The sequence below is a fragment of the Corallococcus sp. M7 genome, assembly GCF_054512695.1.
In genome coordinates, this window is record NZ_CM137252.1 from 2,629,633 (window position 1) to 2,652,025 (window position 22,393).

The window sequence follows — 22,393 nt, forward strand, 5'->3', positions numbered from 1 at the left end:
CGAAAGAGTTTCCCCAGGAGTGGTCCGTGGCCAAAAAGTCCTTCACGCTGATGGTCATCCCGGACCACGACGCTCCGGTGAAGCGGTACACCATCCAGCGCTCCTGGCTGGTTCAGGTGGGCATGGGCCTGATGCTGGTGGCGGGCCTGGGCGCCGGTGCGAGCATCCACTACCTCCAGGTGGCGGCGGACGCGTCGGAGAACCGCATCCTGCGTGAGGAGAACCTCACGCTGCGTTCGCAGCTCAAGTCGGTGCGTGAGCGCATCGAGCACATCGGTTCGACGCTGGACCGCGTGGAGCGTTTCGACCAGAAGCTGCGCGCGGTGACGTTGCTTTCCGACCCGCAGCGCAACCTGGCCATGGGCCCCACGGAGCCGGAGACCGGCACCACGGCGCCCGCGACGGACACGCAGTTCACCCAGCTGACCACCACGGACACGCCCAAGATGATGCTGGGCCGGCTGGACCGGCTCTCCGCGGAGGCGACCCGTCAGGAGCTGAGCCTCCAGGACCTGCAGGCCTACTTCCAGGACCAGAAGTCGCTCTTGGCCTCCACGCCGTCGGTGTGGCCGGCGCGCGGCTGGGTGACCAGCGATTTTGGTCAGCGCCTGGATCCGTACACGGCGGACCGCGTGACGCACGCGGGCCTGGACATCGCGGCGCCCCACGGCAAGGAGGTCACCGCGCCGTCTGACGGCACGGTGGTGTTCGCGGGTCTGGAGGGCGGGTACGGCAACGTGCTCGTCATCGACCACGGCTACGGCATCAAGACGCGCTACGGCCACCTGTCCAAGATCCTGGTGAAGGCCGGGGACCGGGTGAAGCGCGGCTCGCCCATCGCGGCGGTGGGCAACACCGGCCGCTCCACCGGCCCGCACCTGCACTACGAAGTGCGCGTGAACGGCGTGCCGCAGAACCCGCGCAAGTTCATCCTGGAGGAGTAGTCCTCAGGTTCCTTCCGGCTCTGGAAGGAACGCGTCCAGGCGCAGGCGCCGCCGCTGCAGGCCGTGCGTCCGCCCGGTGCGCTCCATGATGTAGGCCCGCTCCACCTCCGCCCACAGGAGCGGCCCCAGCACCTGCCAGTGTGACGGCTGGTGCACCGTCAGCTCCAGCAGCGCCACGGTGAAGCCCGGCACGTCGGTGTCGGAGGCACCCGGAGGCAGCGCGGGGCGCAGGTCCTCCGCCAGCTTCGCGCGCGTTGCTTCCGCGCTGTCCTCGCGCACGGTGAGCTGGGACGTGGGCAGCAGCAGCACCGCGAAGCCGTCCGGCTGGAAGCGCACGATGCGCGCGCCCGGGTACTGCGCGCCGAGCGACGCCACGACGCCCTTGAGCAGCGCGTCTCCGGCGGGGAAGCCGAAGCGCGCGTTGAAGTGGATCATCTCCTTCACGTCCACCATCAGCGCGCCCACGCGCCAGCCGTCATGGTGCGCGTGCGTGGACAGGTCGAACTCCTCCTTGAGGAGCGTGCCCTGCGTGAGCGCCAGCACGTGCATGGCCCCGGTGGCGTCCGGTTGGCCTCGCCGGCGCTGCTCGGCGGCGATGAGCTCCTGGGCTGCGGCCTGCGGCGCCTCCTGGGCGTGCCCCGGGCGCGCGGCCCGGGGATGGAGTGCGACGAGGGCGGTGGCGGTGGCGTCGTCGAGTGTGTAGGGCATCGTGTCCGCGTGTGTAGCGCGGACCGGCCCGGGGCGCAGGAAAGCTTCTTGCCCGCGCCCGCTCCGTCGCCCTCAGCGCATGCGATGCGCTGTCACGGTGACCTCGTCCCGGTCATGGTAGAGCTGGCGGACGGTGAGGCCCTCCCAGCCCCCGTCCTCCACGAGTATCTGGCGCACCCGCAGGAGCAGCGGGTTCTTGTCCTTCATGGGCAGCTTGATGTTCGCCACCAGGTTGCGCGCCCAGCGGCGCCGGCCCCACTTGGCCAGCAGCTGAGCCACTTCCAGGGGCCGCCACGCCATGTCGCAGAAGAGCCAGTCCGCGGACTCCTCCGGGGCGTAGGCGAAGGCGCTCTCCTGCACGTGCTGGACGCGCGGGTTCTTCGCCAGCTCCGGCATCAGCTTCGCCGGGTCCACCGCCACCACCCGCGCCCCTCGGGCCACCAGCCGCTGCGTCCAGCCGCCCGGCGCCGCGCCCAGGTCCACGCAGACGTCGCCGCGCCCGGGCTCATGCGCCAGCCCGTCCAGCGCCTCCTCCAGCTTCATGGCCGCGCGGGAAGGGGACTCGCCCGCGCGCTTCATCCGCCGCCGCCCGCCCGGCGCGAGCGACAGGGCCTCACGGGCGCTCACCGCGCCCAGGCTCAGCACGCCGTCCGGAGCGACGCACAGGCCCACCAGCAGGGCACCCGCCTCGCGAGCCCGTCCGTCGTCCTCCAGGACGCGACCCGCGGGGAGGGCGGCGCGCACCGCCGCCTCCAGGGCCTCCGCGCGGCCCGCCTGCGTGTTGCCCTTCGCGCTGTCCGGCGTGTAGGCCCTCAGGAGCCACGGCACCCGCGAGGGCAGGCCGGACATCGCCGCCACGATGTCCTCCACCGGCACCTGGGCTCCACCCGGGGGCGCCCAGGTCGAGACGACCCTCTCTACGGCCCGGCCGAAGGCGGGAGGGACTTCAGGGCGTTGCTCGGACTCCACCAGGGCCGGCCCCAGGAGGCGGGGACCCGCTCCCGCCCAGGTCAGCTCCTCGAAGAGGTGCGACTCGAAGCCCTCCCGGCACGTCCACAGCCACCGGCCCGGTTGGGCCGCCAGCGTCTGTGCGGGCATGGAAGGCACGCGCGCCCGAGGTGGGATGCGCGGCGCGGGCGAGGCGATGGGGGCCGGGGCGGAGCGTCCGGGGCCACCGGCACGGGGCGTGGGGGCGGGCTTGCCGCCGGGCTTGGGGCCGGATTTGGGGCCGGGCTTGCCGCCCGCGCGGGGGCCGGGCTTCGGGCCCCCCTTGCCGTTAGAGGGAGGACCGGCGCGACCGGGCTTGCCGGGCCGGGAGGGGGTGCCTGGCCGGCGGGGGCCCGGGGAGGAGCGGCCGGAGGAGGTCTTCGCGGCGCGGGGACGGTGAATCTGTTTAGGGGACATTGCGTGGACTCGGTTCCGCTTTACTCTGGGCCACCGCGCGCCGGGCGGCCAGCCGAGAGGAAGTTTCGGGGGGCGCGCGTGGTTTTGGTCTGGTTCTCCCTTACATCTCCTGGGAATTCCCTTCACTCGCCGCGCTCCTTCGAGGATCCTCCGGCGAGAGAGCCAACATGATTGAATGGACGCTAAAGAAGCTCATCGGGACGAAGAATGAGCGCGAGCTCAAGAAAGCCCGCGTGAAGGTCGCCCGCATCAACGAACTGGAGGGCAAGATGAAAGCCCTCGAGGACGGGGATTTCGCGCGCGAAACCGCCCGGATGAAGCAGGAGATCGCGAACGGCCGGCCGCTCGACGAGCTGCTGTTCGACGCCTTCGCCCTCACCCGTGAAGCGGCGCGCCGGGTCATCGGCCAGCGCCACTATGACGTGCAGCTCATCGGCGGCATGTTCCTCCACGAGGGCTGCATCGCGGAGATGCGCACCGGTGAAGGCAAGACGCTCACCGCGACGCTGCCCTCCTACCTCAACGCCCTGTCCGGCCGAGGCGTTCACGTCGTCACCGTGAACGACTACCTCGCCCGCCGCGACGCGGAGTGGATGGGCCGCGTCTACAAGTTCCTGGGCATGACGACGGGCTGCGTGCTCCACGAGCTGTCCGACAAGCAGCGCCAGGAGGCGTACCGCTCGGACATCACGTACGGCCAGAACAACGAGTTCGGCTTCGACTACCTGCGCGACAACATGAAGTTCCGTCTGCAGGACTACGTCCAGCGCGAGCTCAACTACGCCATCGTCGACGAGGTGGACTCCATCCTCATCGACGAGGCCCGCACGCCGCTCATCATCTCCGGCCCCACCGAGGACAGCACCGACAAGTACTACCGGGTGGATCAGGTCATCCCGGGCCTCGTGCCGGACCAGGACTACACCCTGGATGAGAAGCACCGCTCGGTGGCCCTCACCGACGACGGCATCGACAAGCTCCAGAAGCGCCTCAACGTCGGCAACCTCTACGACCCGGGCGAGATTGAGACCCTCCACCACGTCGAGCAGGCCCTGCGCGCGCACACGCTCTACAAGCGCGACAAGGACTACGTGGTGAAGGACGGCGAGGTGCAGATCGTCGACGAGTTCACCGGCCGCCTCATGCAGGGCCGCCGCTGGTCCGACGGCCTCCACCAGGCCATCGAGGCCAAGGAGGGCGTGAAGATCGAGAACGAGAACCAGACGCTCGCCACGGTCTCGTTCCAGAACTACTTCCGCATGTACTCCAAGCTGTCCGGCATGACGGGCACCGCGGACACGGAAGCCGAAGAGTTCGCGAAGATCTACAACCTGGACGTGCGCGTCATCCCGACCAACCGTCCGCCGCAGCGCCGCGACGACCAGGACGTGGTCTACAAGACGGAGCGCGAGAAGTTCGAGGCCGTCGCCGCCCAGATCGAAGAGCTGCACAAGGCCGGTCAGCCGGTGCTCGTGGGCACGGTGTCCATCGCCAAGAGCGAGGTGGTGTCCAACTTCCTCAAGAAGCGCGGCGTGGCCCACAGCGTCCTCAACGCCAAGGCGCACCAGCGCGAGGCGGACATCGTCGCGCAGGCGGGCCGCAAGGGCGCGGTCACCATCTCCACCAACATGGCCGGCCGCGGCACGGACATCCTCCTGGGCGGCAACGCGGAGGTCATGACTAAGGGCGAGATGGGTCCGCCGCCGGAGCCGCCCGAAGCCGTGGACGGTCAGCCCCTGGATCTCACCGCCTACCAGGCGGCCCTGGCGGACTACGAGAAGCGCTTCGCGGAAGTGAAGGCGAACAACGAGGAGCTCACCAAGCGCGAGCGTGAAGAGGTCATGGCCGCCGGCGGCCTTTACATCATCGGCACGGAGCGCCACGAGTCCCGCCGCGTGGACAACCAGCTGCGTGGCCGCGCCGGCCGCCAGGGTGACCCGGGCGCCAGCCGCTTCTTCCTGTCCCTCGAAGACGACCTGATGCGCATCTTCGGGTCCGAGCGCATCCAGATGCTGATGGAGCGCCTGGGCATGGAGGAGGGCGAGGTCATCGAGCACGTGTGGCTCTCTCGCGCCATCGAGAGCGCGCAGAAGCGGGTCGAAGGCCACAACTTCGACATCCGCAAGAACCTGCTCGAGTACGACGACGTGATGAACCAGCAGCGGCGCACCATCTACAAGCTGCGCCGCCAGGTGCTCGCGTCGGGCGCGGGCATCCCCCTCGTGGAGTACGAGGAGGACCTCAAGACGCGCGTGAAGACGCGCTCCGAGCGCGTCATCTCCTGGGCGGACTTCCGGGAGATGGTGCTGGACGCAGTGGAGGACGTCGTCGTGTCCATGACGGACACCTACGCCCCCACGCGCAGCTCCGACACCTGGGACATCGCCTCGCTCTCCAACTCCGTGAAGGAGTCGCTGAACCTGGAGATGAACTTCGAGGGCGTCGGCAACCGCGACGAGCTCCAGGAGCAGATCTACGCGGCGGCGGAGAAGGTCTTCACCGCCCGCGAGCAGGAGTTCGGCGAGGACTTCATGCGCTTCCTGCAGTACCGCTACCTGGCCACCATCGACCAGCTGTGGAAGGACCACCTGCTGGCCATGGACCACCTGCGCCAGGGCATCGGCCTGCGCGGCTACGGCCAGAAGGACCCGAAGCAGGAGTACAAGAAGGAAGGCTACACGGGCTTCATCCAGATGCTGGGCGCCATCAAGACGCAGTTCGTCAGCCAGATGATGCGCGTCCAGGTCCGCTCCGCCTCCAACGCCGCGGAGGAGACCGCCCGCATCCAGCGCCAGCTGGCCCAGCAGCAGAAGAAGGCCGTGGAGGGCCGCGCGGACGCCGAGGGGAAGATCGAGGAGGCCACCGCCACCCCGGTCGCCCAGCGCGAGGCCGCGGCGGGTCCCAAGCCCGTGGGCCGCAACGAGCCCTGCCCCTGCGGCAGCGGCCGCAAGTACAAGAAGTGCCACGGCGCCAACGAAGCGAACCCGTAGGCCGCTGAACACCTGACGGAAGCGCCCTCCGGCGCGGTCGCCCTCCCTGGAAAAGGGGAGCGGGGGCCGCGCCGGTCGTCTTCCTGGCTGACTGGAGGGGAGGGGAGCGGCCTCCGGACGGTGGGACCCGGACGGACGGTGTGCCGAAGCTTGCGCCCCTCTCGAGCGTTCTGCTAAGGACGCCGCGCCCCGTTATGTAGAGGGGCCGGGCTTCACCGCCCGAGGCAGTCGGCAGCACCGCGGCACCCACTACTCACACGCGTGTCACCGGTCCCCGGTGCCCCTCCACGGTGGAAGGGCCAGGACTGGCAGCTGTCTTAAACGCGCGTGGCGGAACAACCGGAAGGTACACGCACCATGGACATCCAGCAGGATACGCAGACCCAGGCCCAGGCGATGGCCGCCGCGAGCGGCATCACGATGCGCCAGCTCCTCGAGGCCGGCGTTCACTTCGGCCACCAGACCAAGCGCTGGAACCCGAAGATGAAGCCCTACATCTTCGGTGCCCGCAACGGCATCTACATCATCGACCTGCAGAAGACCGTGACCATGGCCCGCGCGGCCTTCCGCTTCGTGGCGGACATCACGGCGCGCGGCGGGTCCGTGCTCTTCGTCGGCACCAAGAAGCAGGCCCAGGACGTCATCCACGAGGAGGCCGGCCGCGCCGGTCAGTTCTTCGTCACCAGCCGCTGGCTGGGTGGCACGCTGACGAACTTCAAGACCATCAAGCAGGGCATCGACCGCCTGAAGACGCTCGAGAAGATGGCCGAGGACGGCACGTTCGAAGTGCTGCCCAAGAAGGAAGTCGCCCAGCTGGAGCGCGAGCGCGAGAAGCTGGAGAAGAACCTGGGCGGCGTGAAGAACATGGCGAAGCTGCCCCGCTGCGTGTTCGTCATCGACCCGAAGAAGGAGCACATCGCCATCCACGAGGCCACCCGCCTGGGCATCCCGGTGATCGGCCTGGTGGACACCAACTGCGATCCGGACGGCATCGACTTCGTCATCCCGGGCAACGACGACGCCATCCGCTCCATCAAGCTCTTCACGTCCAAGATCGCGGACGCGTGCCTCGAGGGTGCGGCGCGCTACCGTGCGTCCGGCGCCGCCGAGCGCGACGAGCAGGAGGAGCGCGAGGGCCGTGACGACCGCGGCGACCGCCGTGACGACCGTCGTGGTCCCCGCCGTGGCGACCGCGGCGACCGCCGTGACGACCGCCGGGGCGGTGGTGACCGTGGCGGTGACCGCCGCGGCCCCGTCGTGGAGATGAAGGGTGGCGCGGCCTCCTCCACGGAGCAGGCGCCCGAGGGCGGCGGCGAGGGCACGGCGGCGGAGTAACCGCCCGGCCTCTTCGCTTCCCAACGCGGTATCCGGAGTTCGGCCGGGCGGCACCTCTCAAGGCCCGCTGTCCGGCCGTCTCCATTTTCTACGTCCCAGGCTTCAGTACCCCAGAGAACCCCAGTCCTCCGCCCCCTGCGCACGCCGCCGGGCTCGGAGCCGATGAAGAAAGAGATACGACATGGCTGAGATCACCGCCCAGATGGTGAAGGACCTCCGCGAGCGCACCAACGCGGGCATGATGGACTGCAAGAAGGCGCTGGCCGAGTCCGGTGGCGACTTCGAGAAGGCCGCGGAGTGGCTGCGCAAGAAGGGCATCTCCAAGGCCGAGGGCAAGGCCGGCCGCGTCGCCGCCGAAGGCATCGTGACCTCCTACATCCACGGCGGCCGCATCGGCGTCATCGTGGAGGTCAACTGCGAGACGGACTTCGTCGCCCGCAACCCGGACTTCCAGGACCTGGCGAAGGAAGTGGCGATGCAGATCGCCGCGGCCAACCCCAAGTACGTCCGCCGCGAGGAGGTCCCCTCCGACGCGATGGACAAGGAGAAGGAGATCCAGCGCGAGCTGCTCAAGCAGCAGGGCAAGCCCGAGGCGATGCTGGAGAAGATCCTCGTGGGCAAGATGGAGAAGTACTACGAGGGCGTCTGCCTGGTGGACCAGCTCTGGGTGAAGGACGACAAGAAGAAGGTCGGCGAGATGATCAACGAGCGCGCCGCCAAGATTGGCGAGAAGGTCTCCGTGCGCCGCTTCGTCCGCTACGAGGTGGGTGAGGGCATCGAGAAGAAGAAGGACGACCTGGCCGCCGAAGTGGCCAAGACGCTGGGCCAGGCCTAAGCGCCTTCCCGCCGCACCGCAGTGCCTCTCAGGGCCGCGTGCCTGGGGCTCTTCCTCACACAGGAAGGGCGCCGGGAACGCGGCCCTTGGTATTCCAGGACCTGTTTTCTTCGCGTCCGTCCGCCCGGCATCTGACGGTGCGGCGCGCGTCACGACTTCCGTCGTTGCCTGGGCGCGGGGCGGGGGATAGAAGCGGTCGCGTATGTCCGAATCCACCTCTCCCTACAAGCGCATCCTCCTCAAACTGTCGGGCGAAGCCCTGATGGGCGAGGGGAAGTACGGCATCCACCCGCCCACCCTCACGCGCATCGCGGAGGAAGTGGCCGAGCTGTCGCGGACGGGCTTGGAGATCGCCCTCGTGATTGGCGGCGGCAACATCTTCCGCGGCGTCGCGGGCGCCACGGAGGGCATGGACCGCGCGAGCGCGGACTACATGGGCATGCTCGCCACCTGCATCAACTCCATGGCGCTGCAGGACGCGCTGGAGAAGCAGGGGCTGAAGACGCGCGTGCAGTCCGCCATCAAGATGGAGCAGATCGCCGAGCCCTATATCCGCCGGCGCGCGGTGCGGCACCTGGAGAAGGGCCGCGTCGTCATCTTCGCTGCGGGCACGGGCAACCCCTACTTCACCACCGACACGGCCGCGTCGCTGCGCGCGATGGAAATCAACGCGCAGGTCATCCTCAAGGCCACCAAGGTGGACGGCGTCTACAACGCGGACCCGAAGAAGGACCCGACCGCGAAGCGCTACCGGACGCTCACGTACATGGACGTCCTCAAGCAGAACCTCAACGTGATGGACTCCACGGCCATCTCGCTGTGCATGGACAACAAGCTGCCCATCATCGTGTTCGACCTGGGCACGCGCGGGAACATCCAGCGCGCCGTCACGGGCCACGGTGAGTTCGGCACCGTCGTCGGCGCGGCCGAGACGGCCTGGGCCTAGCGGCACCACGGACGGGACTCCAACAACCCCACTTCTGACAGGAGACGCACAATGGCTGACGCGGCGGATCTGAAGAGCCGTATCGACAAGTCGGTGGAAGACCTCAAGCGGGAGCTGGCCAAGGCGCGCACCGGCCGCGCGAACACCAACATCCTGGACGGCATCAAGGTGAACCAGTACGGGACGCCCACGCCGCTCAATGGCGTGGCCAGCATCAGCGCCCCGGAGCCCCGCCTCATCGTCATCAAGCCCTGGGACAAGGGCGTGCTGAAGGACATCGAGAAGGCCCTGCGTGAGGCGAACCTCGACGTCAACCCGATGAACGACGGCGAGATGATCCGCCTGCCCTTCCCGCCCCTCACCGAGGAGACGCGCAAGAAGATCGCGAAGCAGGTGAAGGAGAAGGGCGAGGAGCACAAGGTCGCCATCCGCAACATCCGCCGCGACGCGAACGAGGCCCTCAAGGCTCAGCTGAAGGACAAGAAGATCACCGAGGACGACCTCAAGCGCCGCACGGACGAGGTCCAGAAGGCGACCGACGCCGGCATCAAGGCGGTGGACGACCTGGTCTCCAAGAAGGAGAAGGAAGTGATGACGGTTTGAGCCGTCTCACCCCTGGAAGCCCGTGGCCCTCGAGCCACGGGCCTTCAGGACGGCCTCTTCAGGACGGCCTCAGGACGGATGGACGAGCGGCTCGCCGGTGAGGTGCCGCACCACGTCCGAGACGAACGCGAACAGCTCCAGCCCCTTGCCCTTGTCGTCCTTCCAGGCGCGGGTGGCGTCGTCGTGACTGAAGTGGATGCCCTGGCCCTGGCCGGCCACCCAGATCTGCCAGACGGCGCGCTGGGTGTTGATGATGCACTTCTCGCCGGACGCGGCCGTGAGCGTCACCTTGTCACCGGTGGCTTCGGCTTCCAGCACGTCCGGGTCGAAGGTGTCCGCGGCCGCCAGGATGCGCTTGAACGCGGCGGCCACGAGGGAGTTGTAGCGGGCTTCGTCCATCATGGCCGCGCTCCCGGACGTCACTGGATGACGTCGAGGACCTGCTGGCCGGGGGCGGCGTAGAACAGGAACTTCAGGTGCTGCGCCGGGGGGTTCTCCCCCTTCTCGCCGGGCACCTGGTCTTCCGTGCTGGTGGGCGTGTCCGGCCACTCCATGGCGATGACCGTGCCCGGGTTCACCGGCTTGGGGAAGGACTGCATCCCCAACAGGTGCGCCGCGAGCGCGCCCATGGAGGGCTGGTGGCCCACCAGGACGAGGTTCTCGTCGGAGTACTCCTTGAGCACGGGCTCCACCGCGCCCACCGGCATGTCCGGCAGCAGGCAGCGGTGCACGCGCAGGAGGCCTTCATGCTTCACGGAGTTGGAGAGGATCTGCGCCGTCTGTACCGTGCGCACCAGCGGGCTGGTGAGGATGAGGCTGATGGGCCCCATGCGCTCCGACAGCGACGCGAAATGCGCTGCGACGTTCGTACGGGCCTTCGCGGTCAGCGCGCGCGCCTCGTCGCCGAGACCCTCGGGGATCTCCGCGTCCGCATCGCCGTGCCTTACCAGGAAAATCCTCAAAGTCCCTCCACCGATCGCGACAGGACCGCGGTTCGTACATGACCGTGGCCCGGTTGGTCAAAGGTAATGAGTCGAATGTTCAGTGCCCGGAACAGCCTGCCCATCGCGGGCGTTCGGGAACCGCCGTTCGTGGGGGCCAGCCGGAGCATACACTGGGCACCCACTGGCGTTCACGGGAGGTGGCATGCGCAAGTTGTTGGGGTGTCTGGCCGTCGTCCTGGCCCTGTCCGCCTGCCGCAAGGATGCGGCGGAAGGGGGGCCGGGAGGGGACGGTGACACCCGGGAGACGGTTGCCCGCCTGGAAGGCGGGGAGGCCGGTGAGGGCGCCGAGGACGCGCCGTCCGGCCCCTACACCCTGACGAAGGAGAAGCTGGAGGCGTACGTCGGCTATCAGCGCAAGATGCTGGAGGTGTACGGGTCGCTGATGCGCAGCCTGCAGGACATGGGGCCGCTCCTGGACGCGGGCACGCCCCAGGCGATGGAGAAGGCCAAGAGCGGCCTGAAGCTCATCGAGCGCAAGGCGCAGGCGGAGGCCGACGCGCGCCAGGCGGCCGGCCTGTCCACGGACGAGGTCAACCGCATCGCGGAGGTCGTCACCGCCGTCATCAGCCAGCGGCAGATGGGGCGCACGCTCCAGTACGAAGAGGAGCTCAAGAAGCTGGAGGCGCTCCAGGCCCGCATGCCGGAGGAGCAGCAGAAGGAGCTGGCGCCGCAGGTGGAGTCCATGCGCCAGCAGGTGGAGACCTTCCAGAAGCTCCCCGAGGCGCGCCGGGAGTTCGGCGACGCCAACGTGGACGTGGTGCTGTCCCGCGAGGCCGACCTGACGAAGAACTACCAGGACATGCTCAAGGCCTTCGCGGGCGTGCGCCGGTAGCTACACGCGCTTGAGCCCGGGCGCCTTCTTCAACAGCTGCGCGAGGAAGGCGTCGCCCTGCTTCTCCAGCACGGTGTTGCCGCGCAGGCGCTGGTTCAGGTTGACGAAGTCCACGTGGTCCAACCGCTGGTCCTGGTTGTAGCAGGAGAAGACCCACGTCTCCTTGCCGGTGACGGGGTCCACGTGCCGCTGGAGGCACTGGGCGCAGATCTCCTTCATCATGCACTGCATGGGGGAGTTGATGGACCCGATGGCCTCGTGGCCCGGCTTGAGGAACGGCTGGAGCACGCCGTGCCGCGCCTCCGCCACCGCGCGCATCATCCGGTCCGAGCCGATGGCGATGATGCGGTCCACCTCGCTCAAGGAGACGACGGGCTTCACGCCCAGCTTTCCTTCCGCGTAGGCCACCATGGCCTGCACCACGTTGCCCCGGAAGGCCGCGTCCTGTGGGCGGCGCACGTCCAGGAGCTCTCCTGAGTCCACGGACCAGATGACCTGGTCGGTGCCGGCTTCAATCTCGTCCTGCTTGAACGAGTCCGACTTCAGCCGGTAGCCCGCGAAGTACACCACGCGGCAGCCCGCGGCCTTGAGAGAGCGCGCGATGGAGAAGAGCACCGCGTTGCCCAGGCCGCCGCCCACCAGCACCACCGTCTCGTTGTGGCCAATCTCCGTGGGCGCGCCCGTGGGGCCCATCAGCACGACGGGCTCGCCGGGCTTGAGCGCCGCGCACAGGCGGGAGGAGGAGCCCATCTCCAGCACGATGGTGCCCATCAGCCCCTTCTCCTTGTCCACCCATGCGCCCGTGAGGGCCAGGCCCTCCATGGTGAGGCGCACGCCGTCCACGAGCGGCGCGTTCCGCTCGAAGTTCTGGAGCCGGTAGAACTGGCCGGGGGAGAAGTGGCTGGCGGCGAAGGGCGCCTTCACCACCACCTCCACGATGGTGGGCGTGAGCCGGTTCACCCCGACGACGGTGGCGAGGAAGGCCTCGTCCAGCTTCGCGAAGTGGGCGGCGCGCTGCGACTCGCGCGCGGCCTGCGCGGCCGTGTCGTGGAAGTCCAGGCCCGCGACCTCCTTGGCGAACAGGCGCGCCACCTGCGGGTGGCCGTCCTTCGCGCTGGCCATGGCCTTCACCACGTTGCCCGCGTAGGTCGGGTGGTTGTCGCCGTAGAAGGACACGAAGCGGCCATCGCGCTGGTAGGACGTGAAGAAGCCCACCTTCGCCTCGGGGTCCTCCTGGGCCTCCACCGGTTGGAGCGTGAAGCCGCTGCCGTCCTCCACCAGCTCGTGGCCCTGGAAGTACTCCTTCGCCTCGTCGAGCTGGAAGGTGCCCGGGTACTCCTTCTCGTAGGTGACGTTGGGGGACGTGCCCGCGGCCACGCAGACCGTCTTCGCGGGCAGCTCGAAGAACTGGCCGCTTCCCTTGAGCTTGCCGTCCACCGTCACCATGCGCTCGAAGCGGATGGCGCGCACCGCGCCCGTGTCGTCCGGCAGCGCCTCCGTGGGGCTCATCCGTTCGATGAAGCGGATGCCTTCCTCCAGCGCCTTGGACACCTCTTCGTGGTTGAGGCGGTACGCGGGGGACTCCGTGAGGCCCCGGCGGTACACCAGGCTCACGCCGCCCCATGCGCGCACCAGGTGGATGAAGTCCGGAGCGCGGCCTTCCGCGTGGGCCTTCTGCCGCTCAGCGCGGACGGCGCGGCCGTGCTCCAGGAAGGTCTGGTAGGTGGCGCGCTCTTCTGTGTCCAGGCGCGCGAGGACCGTGGCCTCGCCCAGGTCCGCGACCAGCTTCTCGTGGCGCTCCAGCGTCTTCTCCACCTGCACCGGGTAGTACGCCATCAGCTCCGTGGCGGTGTCGATGCCGGTGAGGCCGCCGCCGATGACGATGGCGGGCAGCTGCACCTGGAGGTTCGCCAGCGAGTCGCGCTTGAAGGCGCCCGTGAGCTGTAGCGCCATCAGGAAGTCGGACGCCTTGCGGATGCCCCGGATGAGGTTGTTCTTCATTCCGATGATGGTGGGGCGGCCCGCGCCCGCGGCGATGGCCACGTGGTCGAAGCCCAGCGCCCACGCATCCTCCACCGTCAGCGTGCCGCCGAAGCGGATGCCGCCGTAGATGCGCATGCCCTCGCGGCGCGCGAGCGTCAGGTGGATGAGCGTGAGGAAGTTCTTGTCCCAGCGCACGGTGATTCCGTACTCAGAGACGCCGCCGAAGCCTTCCAGTACGCGCTCATCCAGCTCACGCGTCAGCTTGCTCCAGTCGTGGATGGGCTGGAGCGCGTGGCCGTTCCGGCCCACCAACTCGTCGGGGAACGGCTCAATCTTGAGGCCGTCCACGCCGGTGACGGCGAAGCCTTCGTTGAGCAGGTAGTGCGACAGCGTGTAGCCGGCGGGGCCCAGGCCCACCACCATCACGTTGCGGCCCACGTAGGGCAGGGCGTACGGGCGGCGGACGTTGAGCGGGTTCCAGCGCGTGAGCAGGCCGTGGATTTCGAAGCCCCACGGCAGCGCCAGCACGTCCGTGAGCGTGGCCGTCTCCGCCAGCGGGATGTTCACCGGCTCCTGCTTCTGGAAGATGCAGGCCTTCATGCAGTCGTTGCAGATGCGGTGGCCGGTGCCCGCGCACATGGGGTTGTCCAGCGTCACCATGGCCAGCGCGGCCACGGAGTCACCCTCGCGCTTGAGCGCGTGTGCTTCGGAGATGCGCTCGTCCAGCGGACAGCCGGTGAGCGGGATGCCCAGCGGGTTCTTCTTGAACGAGTGCCCCTCCGCCACCGGATCCTTCGCGGGGAAGCCCTTGCTGCACGAGTCCTTCTGGCGCTCGTGGCAGATGACGCAGTAGTCCACCTCGTTCATCACGTCGCGCGGGGTGCCCCGGCGGTCGGTGAGCTTGAAGCCGTCGCGGTGGCGCAGGTGGTGCTCCAGCCCTTCCGTCTTCTCCTCCATCTGGGCGTCCGGGCGCTGCAACTGCACGAGCTGGTCGAACACCAGGGGCTTGGGCAGCCGCAGCGTGGGCCAGGTGTGGAAGAGGGCCTTGGTCTCCGGGTGCAGCGCGCGGGCGTACGTCCACCGGTCCGCCAGCGACAGCAGCGCGCGCACGGCCTGGAGCTCCGCCGCGTCGTCGCCCTTCGTCACCAGGCTGGAGCCGAACGCGTCCGTGCCCTCGGGCGTGGCGGTGAGCGCGGCGCGCAGGGTGGTCCAGCGCTCGCGCAGGGCGGGGGCGCGCTCCTGGTTCGCGGGAGGCAGGTTGCCGGAGTAGAGCCGCTCCAAATCGAGCAGCGTGAGGATGGACTCCGCGAGGCCCCGCTCCAAGTCGCCGTGCGCGAGCGCGTCCGGGAAGCCCAGCCGCATGAGCAGGCGCATGCGCTCGTCCAGCGACGGGAACTCCGCGAGCGTCGGGCGGTCCTGCGCGCCCTTCTTGAAGACGCGGCGCGTGATGAACTCGCGCTTGAAGTCGAAGAGGGGCAGCTCGTCGCGCAGGTGGCGGGCCAGCCGCTCGGACTCCGGCGTGATGCCGAAGAGCGTGGCGACGAAGCGCGAGACGTGGCGGGCCACCTGGATGAGCAGCTCGGACTCCGCCGGGCCGGAGAGGCTGGTGCCGCCGGACCCGCGGTAGGCGTCGAATGCCTGGAACAGGTCGGGCGCGTCGCCCTGGAGTCGCGCGTCGAAGCGCTCCGCCAGCCGGCGCAGGCCGCTGGGGCGGTACAGGTCTTCGAAGGAGAAGCCCGGGAGGCCCAACTGGAGCGCCGGGGCAGGGGAGGCGGGGTCGTTCAATGCGCGCATGTCACGGGACTTCGGGGAGGCTGGGAGGCAGGGAGCTTAGGGCCTGGAGGCTGCCTGGTGCGATGGACGTCATGGGCTGGATTTGCCCTGCCCGACGTGTTGAGGCGGTGGGCCTCTGCGGCTACGGTGCGCCGCCATGATGGACAACGCCGCCCGTCGCGCCTCCGAACCGCACCTGGCCCCCGTGCCGGATGCCTGTTACCTGTGCAAGGGAGGGCGCCTGCGGCTGCGTCACCGGGCGCGCGGCGGAACCCAGGCCCAGGGCGCCGCGGCCTACAACTGCACGTCCTTCGGCCACCGCAGCCACCCGCCCATCTGGGGCTGCGAGGACTGCGGGATGATGTTCCAGTGGCCCCTCCTGTCCCCGGACACGCTGCTCCAGGCGTACCAGGACGTGGAGGACCCGCTCTACGTCGCGGAGAAGGACAACCGCTACCACACCTTCCGCCGCGTGCTGCGCGAGCTGGGCCGGCCCAGGACCGCACGCTGCTGGATGTGGGCGCCTACTGCGGCTACTTCCTGGACGTGGCGCGCGAGGAGGGCTTCCGCCCGGAGGGGCTGGAGCTGTCGCGCTGGGCGGCCGGTAACGCGCGGAGCCTGGGCTTCACGGTGCACGGCGTCCCCCTGAGGGAGCTGGCGGCGAAGGGCCTTCAGTACGACGTGGTGACGTTGTGGGACGTGGTGGAGCACTTCGCGGATCCGCGCGAGGAGCTCAAGGCGGCGCTCAAGCTGGTTCGCCCCGGCGGCCGCATCTACTTGTCCACCATCGACGCGGGCAGCCTGCTGGCGCGCCTCATGGGCGGGCAGTGGCCGTGGCTGATGGACATGCACCTCTTCTATTTCGGCCGCCGCACCCTGGCGATGCTGCTGGAGGAGGTGGGCTTCCGCGTCACGGACGTCCGGACGTACACGCACATCATCTCCGCGGACTACCTGCTGCGGAAGGTGGGCGCGAGCTTCACGCCCGCGGCGCCGGTGCTGGAGTTGGTGCGGCGGGGCGTGCCGTCCAGTTGGTCCATTCCGTTCAACCTGGGCGACAACATGCTGATGGCCGCTGAGAAGCCCCTCTGAGCCGTTCCTCGCGCCTATGTCCCCCATGATGCGGCGGGTGCTGCACCCGCTGGTGCTGCTCACGTTCTTCGCGCTGTCGGCGTTCCACACCTGGCCGCTCGTGTCCCAGATGAAGGGATACGTGATGGGCGGACGCGAAGACGTCTACATGAACATGTGGCACCTGTGGTGGATGCGGCAGTCCCTCTGGGTGCAGCCGCAGAACCCCTACTTCGTGCCCTTCCTCCACTGGCCCCTGGGCGCGGAGCTGTACTGGCACACGCTCGCGCCCGCGAAGACGCTGTGGGGCGTGGTGCTGCTGCCGTTCATGTCCGTGGAGACTGCGTACAACGTGGTGCTGTTCGGCTCGTTCGTGCTCACGGGCTACACGTCGTGGCTGCTGCTTCGCTACCTGCTGGAGCGCGCGGGCCATGGGCCGTGGCTTGCTGCCGCCGCGGCGCTGGCGGGCGCGTGCGTGTTCAACTTCTCGCGCTACCACCTCACCCACGCGACGGCGCACTTGAACCTCACCGCGCTGGAGGGGCTGCCGCTCTACCTGCTCTGCTTCTTCCGCTGGCTGGACGAGGGCAAGCGCAAGTGGCTGGTGGGGCTGGCGCTGTGCGCGTTGTACGTGCTGCTGTGTGACTACTACTACCTCGTCTACATCGCGCTCTTCTCGCTGTTGTGGGTGGTGGCGGAGCGGTGGAAGCGGGGGCCGCTCTTGTCCCTGGACACGTGGAGGGATCCGCTCGTGCGCCGGGCGGCGGTGGCGGGAATCGCGGCGGGGCTCGCGTGCGTGCCGCCCATGGTGCCGCTGCTCCTGCATGCGTTCCCCGCGCCTTTGCAGATCCACCACGGGGACTCCGACTACTTCACGGACCTGTACGCGTTCTTCATCCCGGACACGCGCTCGGCCTGGATGACGGACCTGCCCGCGAAGGCGCGGGAGTTCTCCCTGAACGTCATGCGCATGAAGATGTCGACCAACCTGGAGGAGACCGGCACGTTCCTGGGCTGGTTGACGCCGCTGTTGGCCATTTTCGCGCTGTGGCGGGGCGTGCCGGAGGGGCGCCGTTGGCTGGGGCTGGGGCTGGGCTTCGCGGTGCTGTCCATGGGTACGGTGCTCAACATCGGCCTGGAGGACCGGGTGTCGCCGGTGGTGCTGCTCATCGCCACCTTCCTCGTGGTGGCGCTGGTGCCCGCGTGGCGGGAGCGGGTGTGGCGGCGGGACGTGTTGCTGCTCCTGGGGCTGGCCGTCTACCTGGCGCTGTCGGAGCCGCTGACGGCGTTCAACGTGCCGCTCAAGGTCCAGATCCCGATGCCGTACGTCGTCTTCAAGCACGTGGTGCCGCTGTTCTCACGCGGCGGCATGCCGGTGCGCTTCATCCTGCTCACGCTCCTGTCGCTGTCGGTGCTGGTGGCGTTCGCGGCGGCGCACGCGGGCGCGTGGGCGTCCCGGCGGGATGCGCGGCTGGGCGTGGCGGTGGCGCTCGCGGTGGCGTTGGTGCCGAACGTGGAGTACCGGGGTCTCCAGATGGTGATGCCGGCCATTCCCCGGTTGCCGCCGGTGTTCGACGAGATTCGCGACGCGCCCATGCCCGCGGCGGTGCTGACGGACAACGTGCAGGGGCAGTGGGAGCAGATGTTCCACGGCAAGCCGGTGTCCTACGCGCGGGTGTCCCGGCTGCCGGTGCGGGAGTCGGCGCTGGTGAACTCGCGGCTCATCCGCGCGGCGGAAGGGATGCGCAACGCGTTCGGCACCGTCACGCCGGAGGAGCGCGAGGAGATGCGGCGCTACCTGAAGGAGCACCACTTCAAGTGGTACGTGACGCACTTCTTCCACCCCGTCCGCCACCAGTTCATCACGGACGAACTGGGTGGCGAGATGGTGCACCAGGACGGCTACGTCACCGTGTACCGCTTCCCCTGAGGGCGGCGGTCAGTCGCATTCGGCGTACTGGACGTCCGTGCGCTCCATGGGGCTCGCGGACACGGCGCCGTCGCCCACGGTGACGGTGACGCTCTCGTCCGCGGACAGCATGGAGCCGCACTCGGCGGAGGCGTTGGCGGAGCAGTGGCGGGTGAGGACCATCTTGTCGTCGTCCTTCTGCGTTTCGATGCTCGCGCCCGTGCAGCGATAGGAGATGGGACCCGAGCCCGGGTCGTTTCCGCTGACGTCCAGGTCGCCCTCGGCGTCCGCCGTGGCGAGGACCTCGCCGTCCTTGCCGAAGAGGACGAAGTGGAACCGGGTCCGCGAGATGGATTCTCCGCGTCCCTCCTCGTCGGGGGACTCGGACTCCTCCTGGGTGAACACGCGCAGGGTCTCACCCGAGGAGCGCTTGAGGACCTCGTCCCGGGCCTGCGGCGGATCGGCCGGCGGCTTGGGACAGGCGAGCTTCTTCGCGGCGAGCTTCACGGGGCGGGAGTAGGTCCCCGGGGCGAGCAGTTTGAGGTGTTCGAGGACGGGAGCCGCGTCGTCGGACGGGCACGTGCCCAGGAGCCAGACCCAGAAGCCGGGCTTGAGGCCCGGGACGGTCTTGCTCTCGACGAGCTTGGGGTGGCCCTCCGCAAGGGAGAGGCCCGTCTTCTCAAGCAGCCCGGCGAGGCCGTCCCAGTTGTCCCCCTGGGCTTCGGCCTCGGCCTTGTCCTTGGAGCCCTTCCAGATGAGCGCGACGGGCTTGCCCGCGGCTTCGGCTTGGAGTGCTCCGGTGAAGGCCATCAGGCCCAGGACGAGAATGCATGAACGCATGGCGGTTCCCCCTCGCGGTGCATGGCCGCACCGCCCGCGATGCTACTGCTTCTTCGGTACTCCGCGTTTGGTGCGCGAGCCGCGCGGGGCAGGGGAGGCAGGGGGAGTCGTGCCTTCCGTTCGGGGCGCCTGCTCGCGGGGGGCCTTCGGGGCCTGCGCCTTCTTGGACCGGGAGGGCTTCGCCGGACGGCGGCGCTCGTTCTTCGTCGCAGGCTTCGGCGGACGCCCGTATTCGATATCCGGTGGGGGCTTGGGCGGACGGGCTTGCTCGGCATGCGGCGGCTTCGAAGGGCGGCCGTGCTCCTCGTGCGTGGGCTTGGGCGGACGGGCCTGCTCGGCATGCGGCGGCTTCGAAGGGCGGCCGTGCTCCTCATGTGACGGCTTGGGCGGACGGCTCTGCTCGGCATGCGGTGGCTTCGCAGGGCGGCCGTAGTCGATGGTCGGCAGGGGCCTCTCCCTGGGCGCGCGGCCTTCAGCCTCCCCATCGGGAGGAGGCCGGGGCGCGGGCCGACCGTGGCTGATGGCCGGGGGCGGCGGCTTCGGCGGCCTGGGGGCTTCTGGCTGCTGGACCTTCGCGGCCTGGGCCCTCAGCGTGTCCACCTCCTTGCGCAGCCGGAGGACCTCCGCGGAGAGCTGGGCGTAGGAGTCGCGCACCAGCCCGTTGAACACGCGCTGCCGGCCCAGGGTCTCGTTGATCAACACCTGGCACGTCTTGCGGAAGGCCCACTTGGCCAGCAGCACCGCCTGCCCCATGCCGGCGCGGTGCGTGTGCAGCGGCAGGGCCCGCGTCGTGTCCGCGTTCTCCTCCAGCGCGTGCATGTTGAACGTCAGCGGATCCACGCGTGGCTCCACGCCGTCCTCCGGCACCTCCGCCGGTTCCGACGTGGGCAGCCCGCGCACGCGCAGGCGCTCCTCGATGCGGGCCACCAGGGTCCCCGTGGGAATGTCCCGTCCGAGCAGCTTCATCGGTGTGTCTCCTCCACGATGCGCGCCATCTCTTCCCGGTACGCCGCGACCACCTGGGGCCACGTGTGCCGTTGCGCGTAGATGCGGGCCCGCTGGCCCATCGCGTCCCGGGCCTCGCCCACCTCGCGCAGCCCTTCGACGAACGACGCGAGCCCCCGGTACACCCGGCCCGCGCCACTGCGCTCCACCTGTCCCACGAGCACCTCCGAGTGCCCGTTCACCAGCACCGGCGTCCCCTGCGCGAACGCCTCCAGTGTCAGGAGCGACAGGCTCTCGAACTTCGACGGCACCACCACCGCCAGCGCTCCCGCCAGTGCGTCGTGCTTGTCCTGTTCAGAAATGCGCCCCACGTGCCGCACGCCCTCGCCGCTCACGTCCATGTGCGCCTCGCCCGCGAGCACCAGCTCCGGCGCGTCCTGGTAGCGCTCCCGCAACTGGCGGTGGAACTTCAGCAGGTCCGGCACGCCCTTGCCCGGCTCCAGCCGGCCCACGTAGAGCAGGTAGCGGCCGTGCACGCCGTACTTCGCCCGGAAGCGGTCGGGCACCGCCGGCAGCGCGTCCACGCCCACGCCCACCACGCGCGCCCGCGCATGGTTCGGGTGGAAGCGCCCGAGCATCTCCACCTCCTCCGGCGTGTTGCACATCAGCACCCGGGGGCGGTTGAACACGTCCCCGTAGACGCCGAAGCGGATGGGCGGCTCGTCATGCGCGGTGGGCACCAGCATCGCGCGGTCCGACACCAGCGGCAGCCCCCACGCGGTGGGCGCGTAGAGGTACGTGAAGAAGAGATAGCCGTCGTACGCGTCCTGCGTGGTGGCCAGGTGCTCCAGCAGCCCGGGGCTCAGCGGGCCCTGCTCGGCCACCCACTGCTCCTCGCGCAGCCGCTCGTTGCCGTGGCCGAACACGTGGCGCGACATGTCGTTGAACGCGTGGATGTTGCGCGTGCGCGTCACCGGGAAGCGCAGCACCTTCGTGCGGCCAAAGCGGTCCTCGCCGGGCGGGAAGGTGTTCTCCCACGTCAGGTGGTTCTTCGCGCAGGTCGTCACCACCGTGACGTCCCAGTGCGGCGCCAGGTGCTCGGCCACCTGCGCGGCGTGGCTCTCCGCGCCGCCCGTCACCTCGCCATAGCGCTGCACCACCAGCGCCACGCGCGGCCGCTTCGCCGGGGCCTTGCGCGGACGGGGCGGCGGCGCCACCAGGCCCTCCAGCGCGCGCGTCAGCGACACCTGCGCGGCGGTGGGGGAGAAGTGCTGAAGCCGGCGCGCCTGGCCGTCGAGCACCGCCTTGCGCAGGTCGCGGTCCTCGGTCAGGTCCACCGCCAGCTCCGCGAGGAACGCGAAGCGCTTCTGGTCGAACGCGATGCCCGCGCCGCCCAGCGTCTCCGGCACCGCCGCCGCCGCGTACGCGAGCACCGGCACTTCGGCGGCCATGGCCTCGATGATGGGGACGCTGAAGCCCTCGTGCTCGCTCATGGAGACGAACACGGACGCGGAGCGGTACACGGCCACCAGCTCCGGATGCGACAGGCGCCCCAGGAAGTGCACCCCGGTGAGGTCCTTCATCTCGCGCTGGAGCGACTTGAAGTAGCGGCTGCCCGCCTCGTAGCCGCCGACGATGAGCAGGCGCGCCTGGGGACGGATGCGCAAGAGCTCCCGGTGCAGCGCGAGCAGGTCCTCGAAGCGCTTGTGCGGCATCACCCGGCTCACCGACACCAGGGTGGGGCCGGGGCCGGAGAGCTCCGCGAGCTTCGCCGTGTCCGCCACGGACGCGGCGAAGCGCTCCTTCTCGATGAAGAGCTGCACGGTGTGCACGTTGCGGTGGCCCGCGACGCGCAGCTCCGCGCTGTTGTAGTCCGAGTCCCCGATGGACACGTCCAGGAAGGGCGCCATCGCGGCCACCTGCGCGCGGCCGGCCACCAGCGCGTGCTCCAGCGGCGTGTCCCGGTAGAAGCGCGCGGGGCTGATGTTGTGGAACACCACGCCGCGCTTGCAGTCCATGTGCATCAGCCGCCCGCTCAGCGGGGACGCGATGCCGTGGTGATACAGCACCAGGTCATCCGGCTTCGGCTTCAGCGTGAAGACGTGACGGGCCAGGCCCTGCAGCCCTCCGGCGACCTCTTCCGCGTAGATGTCTCCCACGTGCCCCATGCGGCGCAGCAGGAGTTGCAGGTGGAGCGCGGCCTGACCGGAAGCGTCGCCGGGGCCGAAGCTTGGGATCAACTGATGGACTGCCATGGAGGGCCGTGTGTAG

Annotated in this window: 18 protein-coding genes; 10 read left to right on the forward strand and 8 right to left on the reverse strand. The window is 69.4% G+C overall.

Translation table 11 applies throughout. The annotated features are described in order from the left end of the window. The first annotated feature begins 26 nt into the window (after positions 1 to 26). Complete coding sequence (locus ACX114_RS10985) at positions 27 to 944, forward strand: M23 family metallopeptidase (protein ID WP_459297360.1); 918 nt, start codon at positions 27 to 29, stop codon at positions 942 to 944. A 3-nt stretch (positions 945 to 947) separates the two neighbouring features. Here ACX114_RS10985 and ACX114_RS10990 read toward each other — a convergent pair whose 3' ends face one another. Next, positions 948 to 1,652 (reverse strand): diguanylate cyclase domain-containing protein, encoded by a 705-nt coding sequence (locus tag ACX114_RS10990; RefSeq protein WP_459297362.1) that lies wholly within the window; start codon positions 1,650 to 1,652, stop codon positions 948 to 950. 72 nt (positions 1,653 to 1,724) lie between these two features. After that, positions 1,725 to 2,750 (reverse strand): 23S rRNA (cytidine(2498)-2'-O)-methyltransferase RlmM, encoded by a 1,026-nt coding sequence (gene rlmM, locus ACX114_RS10995; protein ID WP_459297364.1) that lies wholly within the window; start codon positions 2,748 to 2,750, stop codon positions 1,725 to 1,727. Between the two features lie 473 nt (positions 2,751 to 3,223). Between rlmM and secA the strand changes: the two genes are divergently transcribed. From secA to frr, 5 genes are all read left to right on the forward strand, one after another. Further along, positions 3,224 to 6,046: a preprotein translocase subunit SecA gene (gene secA, locus ACX114_RS11000; RefSeq protein ID WP_459297366.1), complete on the forward strand. Its 2,823-nt coding sequence runs from the start codon at positions 3,224 to 3,226 to the stop codon at positions 6,044 to 6,046. 396 nt (positions 6,047 to 6,442) lie between these two features. Continuing rightward, positions 6,443 to 7,381, forward strand: a complete 939-nt coding sequence (gene rpsB / locus ACX114_RS11005) for a 30S ribosomal protein S2 (protein WP_459300124.1) — start codon at positions 6,443 to 6,445, stop codon at positions 7,379 to 7,381. Between the two features lie 181 nt (positions 7,382 to 7,562). Further along, the gene (gene tsf, locus ACX114_RS11010; protein WP_223738689.1) at positions 7,563 to 8,216 is read left to right on the forward strand and encodes a translation elongation factor Ts; all 654 of its coding nucleotides are present in this window, start codon (positions 7,563 to 7,565) and stop codon (positions 8,214 to 8,216) included. Positions 8,217 to 8,418: 202 nt separating this feature from the next. Then, entirely contained in the window at positions 8,419 to 9,162 is a 744-nt protein-coding gene (pyrH, locus tag ACX114_RS11015) for a UMP kinase (protein ID WP_223738690.1), read from the forward strand. Between the two features lie 51 nt (positions 9,163 to 9,213). Continuing rightward, the gene (gene frr, locus ACX114_RS11020; protein WP_375757661.1) at positions 9,214 to 9,765 is read left to right on the forward strand and encodes a ribosome recycling factor; all 552 of its coding nucleotides are present in this window, start codon (positions 9,214 to 9,216) and stop codon (positions 9,763 to 9,765) included. Between the two features lie 69 nt (positions 9,766 to 9,834). Here frr and cyaY read toward each other — a convergent pair whose 3' ends face one another. Together cyaY and ACX114_RS11030 are read right to left on the reverse strand one after the other, a co-directional pair. After that, on the reverse strand, positions 9,835 to 10,167 hold the full coding sequence (gene cyaY / locus ACX114_RS11025; protein WP_459297370.1) for an iron donor protein CyaY: 333 nt from the start codon (positions 10,165 to 10,167) through the stop codon (positions 9,835 to 9,837). Positions 10,168 to 10,184: 17 nt separating this feature from the next. After that, entirely contained in the window at positions 10,185 to 10,727 is a 543-nt protein-coding gene (locus tag ACX114_RS11030) for a SixA phosphatase family protein (protein WP_014395059.1), read from the reverse strand. Between the two features lie 184 nt (positions 10,728 to 10,911). Here ACX114_RS11030 and ACX114_RS11035 point away from each other — a divergent pair, with 184 nt between their 5' ends. Continuing rightward, a complete protein-coding gene (locus tag ACX114_RS11035; RefSeq protein ID WP_459297372.1) occupies positions 10,912 to 11,601 on the forward strand; it encodes a hypothetical protein in 690 nt (229 codons plus the stop codon). Here the strand turns inward: ACX114_RS11035 and ACX114_RS11040 are convergent, their stop codons facing one another. After that, a complete protein-coding gene (locus ACX114_RS11040; RefSeq protein WP_459297374.1) occupies positions 11,602 to 15,378 on the reverse strand; it encodes an FAD-dependent oxidoreductase in 3,777 nt (1,258 codons plus the stop codon). A gap of 136 nt (positions 15,379 to 15,514) precedes the next feature. On the opposite strand from ACX114_RS11040, the gene ACX114_RS11045 reads away from it, so the two are divergent. Genes ACX114_RS11045 through ACX114_RS11055 form a run of 3 tightly spaced genes read left to right on the forward strand, consistent with a single transcriptional unit; the run spans position 15,515 to position 18,358 of the window. Then, positions 15,515 to 16,006, forward strand: a complete 492-nt coding sequence (locus tag ACX114_RS11045) for a hypothetical protein (protein WP_459297376.1) — start codon at positions 15,515 to 15,517, stop codon at positions 16,004 to 16,006. After that, a complete protein-coding gene (locus tag ACX114_RS11050) occupies positions 15,898 to 16,449 on the forward strand; it encodes a class I SAM-dependent methyltransferase (protein WP_459300126.1) in 552 nt (183 codons plus the stop codon). Before ACX114_RS11045 ends, ACX114_RS11050 begins: the two co-directional genes overlap by 109 nt. Positions 16,450 to 16,465: 16 nt before the next feature. Then, complete coding sequence (locus ACX114_RS11055; RefSeq protein ID WP_459297378.1) at positions 16,466 to 18,358, forward strand: hypothetical protein; 1,893 nt, start codon at positions 16,466 to 16,468, stop codon at positions 18,356 to 18,358. 9 nt (positions 18,359 to 18,367) lie between these two features. On the opposite strand, the gene ACX114_RS11060 is transcribed toward ACX114_RS11055, so the two are convergent. From ACX114_RS11060 to ACX114_RS11070, 3 genes are read right to left on the reverse strand one after another with little or no spacing between them, the layout of a single operon-like run. Further along, positions 18,368 to 19,177: a hypothetical protein gene (locus ACX114_RS11060; protein WP_459297380.1), complete on the reverse strand. Its 810-nt coding sequence runs from the start codon at positions 19,175 to 19,177 to the stop codon at positions 18,368 to 18,370. Between the two features lie 42 nt (positions 19,178 to 19,219). Continuing rightward, complete coding sequence (locus tag ACX114_RS11065) at positions 19,220 to 20,143, reverse strand: hypothetical protein (protein ID WP_459297382.1); 924 nt, start codon at positions 20,141 to 20,143, stop codon at positions 19,220 to 19,222. After that, positions 20,140 to 22,377, reverse strand: a complete 2,238-nt coding sequence (locus tag ACX114_RS11070; protein WP_459297384.1) for a glycosyltransferase family 4 protein — start codon at positions 22,375 to 22,377, stop codon at positions 20,140 to 20,142. Before ACX114_RS11070 ends, ACX114_RS11065 begins: the two co-directional genes overlap by 4 nt. Positions 22,378 to 22,393: the final 16 nt, after the last annotated feature.

Coding starts and splice junctions, on each gene's coding strand:
- ACX114_RS10990 (WP_459297362.1), bottom strand. CDS start 1,652: ATGCCCTACACACTCGACGACGCCACCGCCACCGCCCTCGTCGCACTC.
- rlmM (WP_459297364.1), bottom strand. CDS start 2,750: ATGCCCGCACAGACGCTGGCGGCCCAACCGGGCCGGTGGCTGTGGACG.
- secA (WP_459297366.1), top strand. CDS start 3,224: ATGATTGAATGGACGCTAAAGAAGCTCATCGGGACGAAGAATGAGCGC.
- rpsB (WP_459300124.1), top strand. CDS start 6,443: ATGGCCGCCGCGAGCGGCATCACGATGCGCCAGCTCCTCGAGGCCGGC.
- tsf (WP_223738689.1), top strand. CDS start 7,563: ATGGCTGAGATCACCGCCCAGATGGTGAAGGACCTCCGCGAGCGCACC.
- pyrH (WP_223738690.1), top strand. CDS start 8,419: ATGTCCGAATCCACCTCTCCCTACAAGCGCATCCTCCTCAAACTGTCG.
- frr (WP_375757661.1), top strand. CDS start 9,214: ATGGCTGACGCGGCGGATCTGAAGAGCCGTATCGACAAGTCGGTGGAA.
- cyaY (WP_459297370.1), bottom strand. CDS start 10,167: ATGATGGACGAAGCCCGCTACAACTCCCTCGTGGCCGCCGCGTTCAAG.
- ACX114_RS11035 (WP_459297372.1), top strand. CDS start 10,912: ATGCGCAAGTTGTTGGGGTGTCTGGCCGTCGTCCTGGCCCTGTCCGCC.
- ACX114_RS11040 (WP_459297374.1), bottom strand. CDS start 15,378: ATGCGCGCATTGAACGACCCCGCCTCCCCTGCCCCGGCGCTCCAGTTG.
- ACX114_RS11045 (WP_459297376.1), top strand. CDS start 15,515: ATGATGGACAACGCCGCCCGTCGCGCCTCCGAACCGCACCTGGCCCCC.
- ACX114_RS11055 (WP_459297378.1), top strand. CDS start 16,466: ATGTCCCCCATGATGCGGCGGGTGCTGCACCCGCTGGTGCTGCTCACG.
- ACX114_RS11060 (WP_459297380.1), bottom strand. CDS start 19,177: ATGCGTTCATGCATTCTCGTCCTGGGCCTGATGGCCTTCACCGGAGCA.
- ACX114_RS11065 (WP_459297382.1), bottom strand. CDS start 20,143: ATGAAGCTGCTCGGACGGGACATTCCCACGGGGACCCTGGTGGCCCGC.
- ACX114_RS11070 (WP_459297384.1), bottom strand. CDS start 22,377: ATGGCAGTCCATCAGTTGATCCCAAGCTTCGGCCCCGGCGACGCTTCC.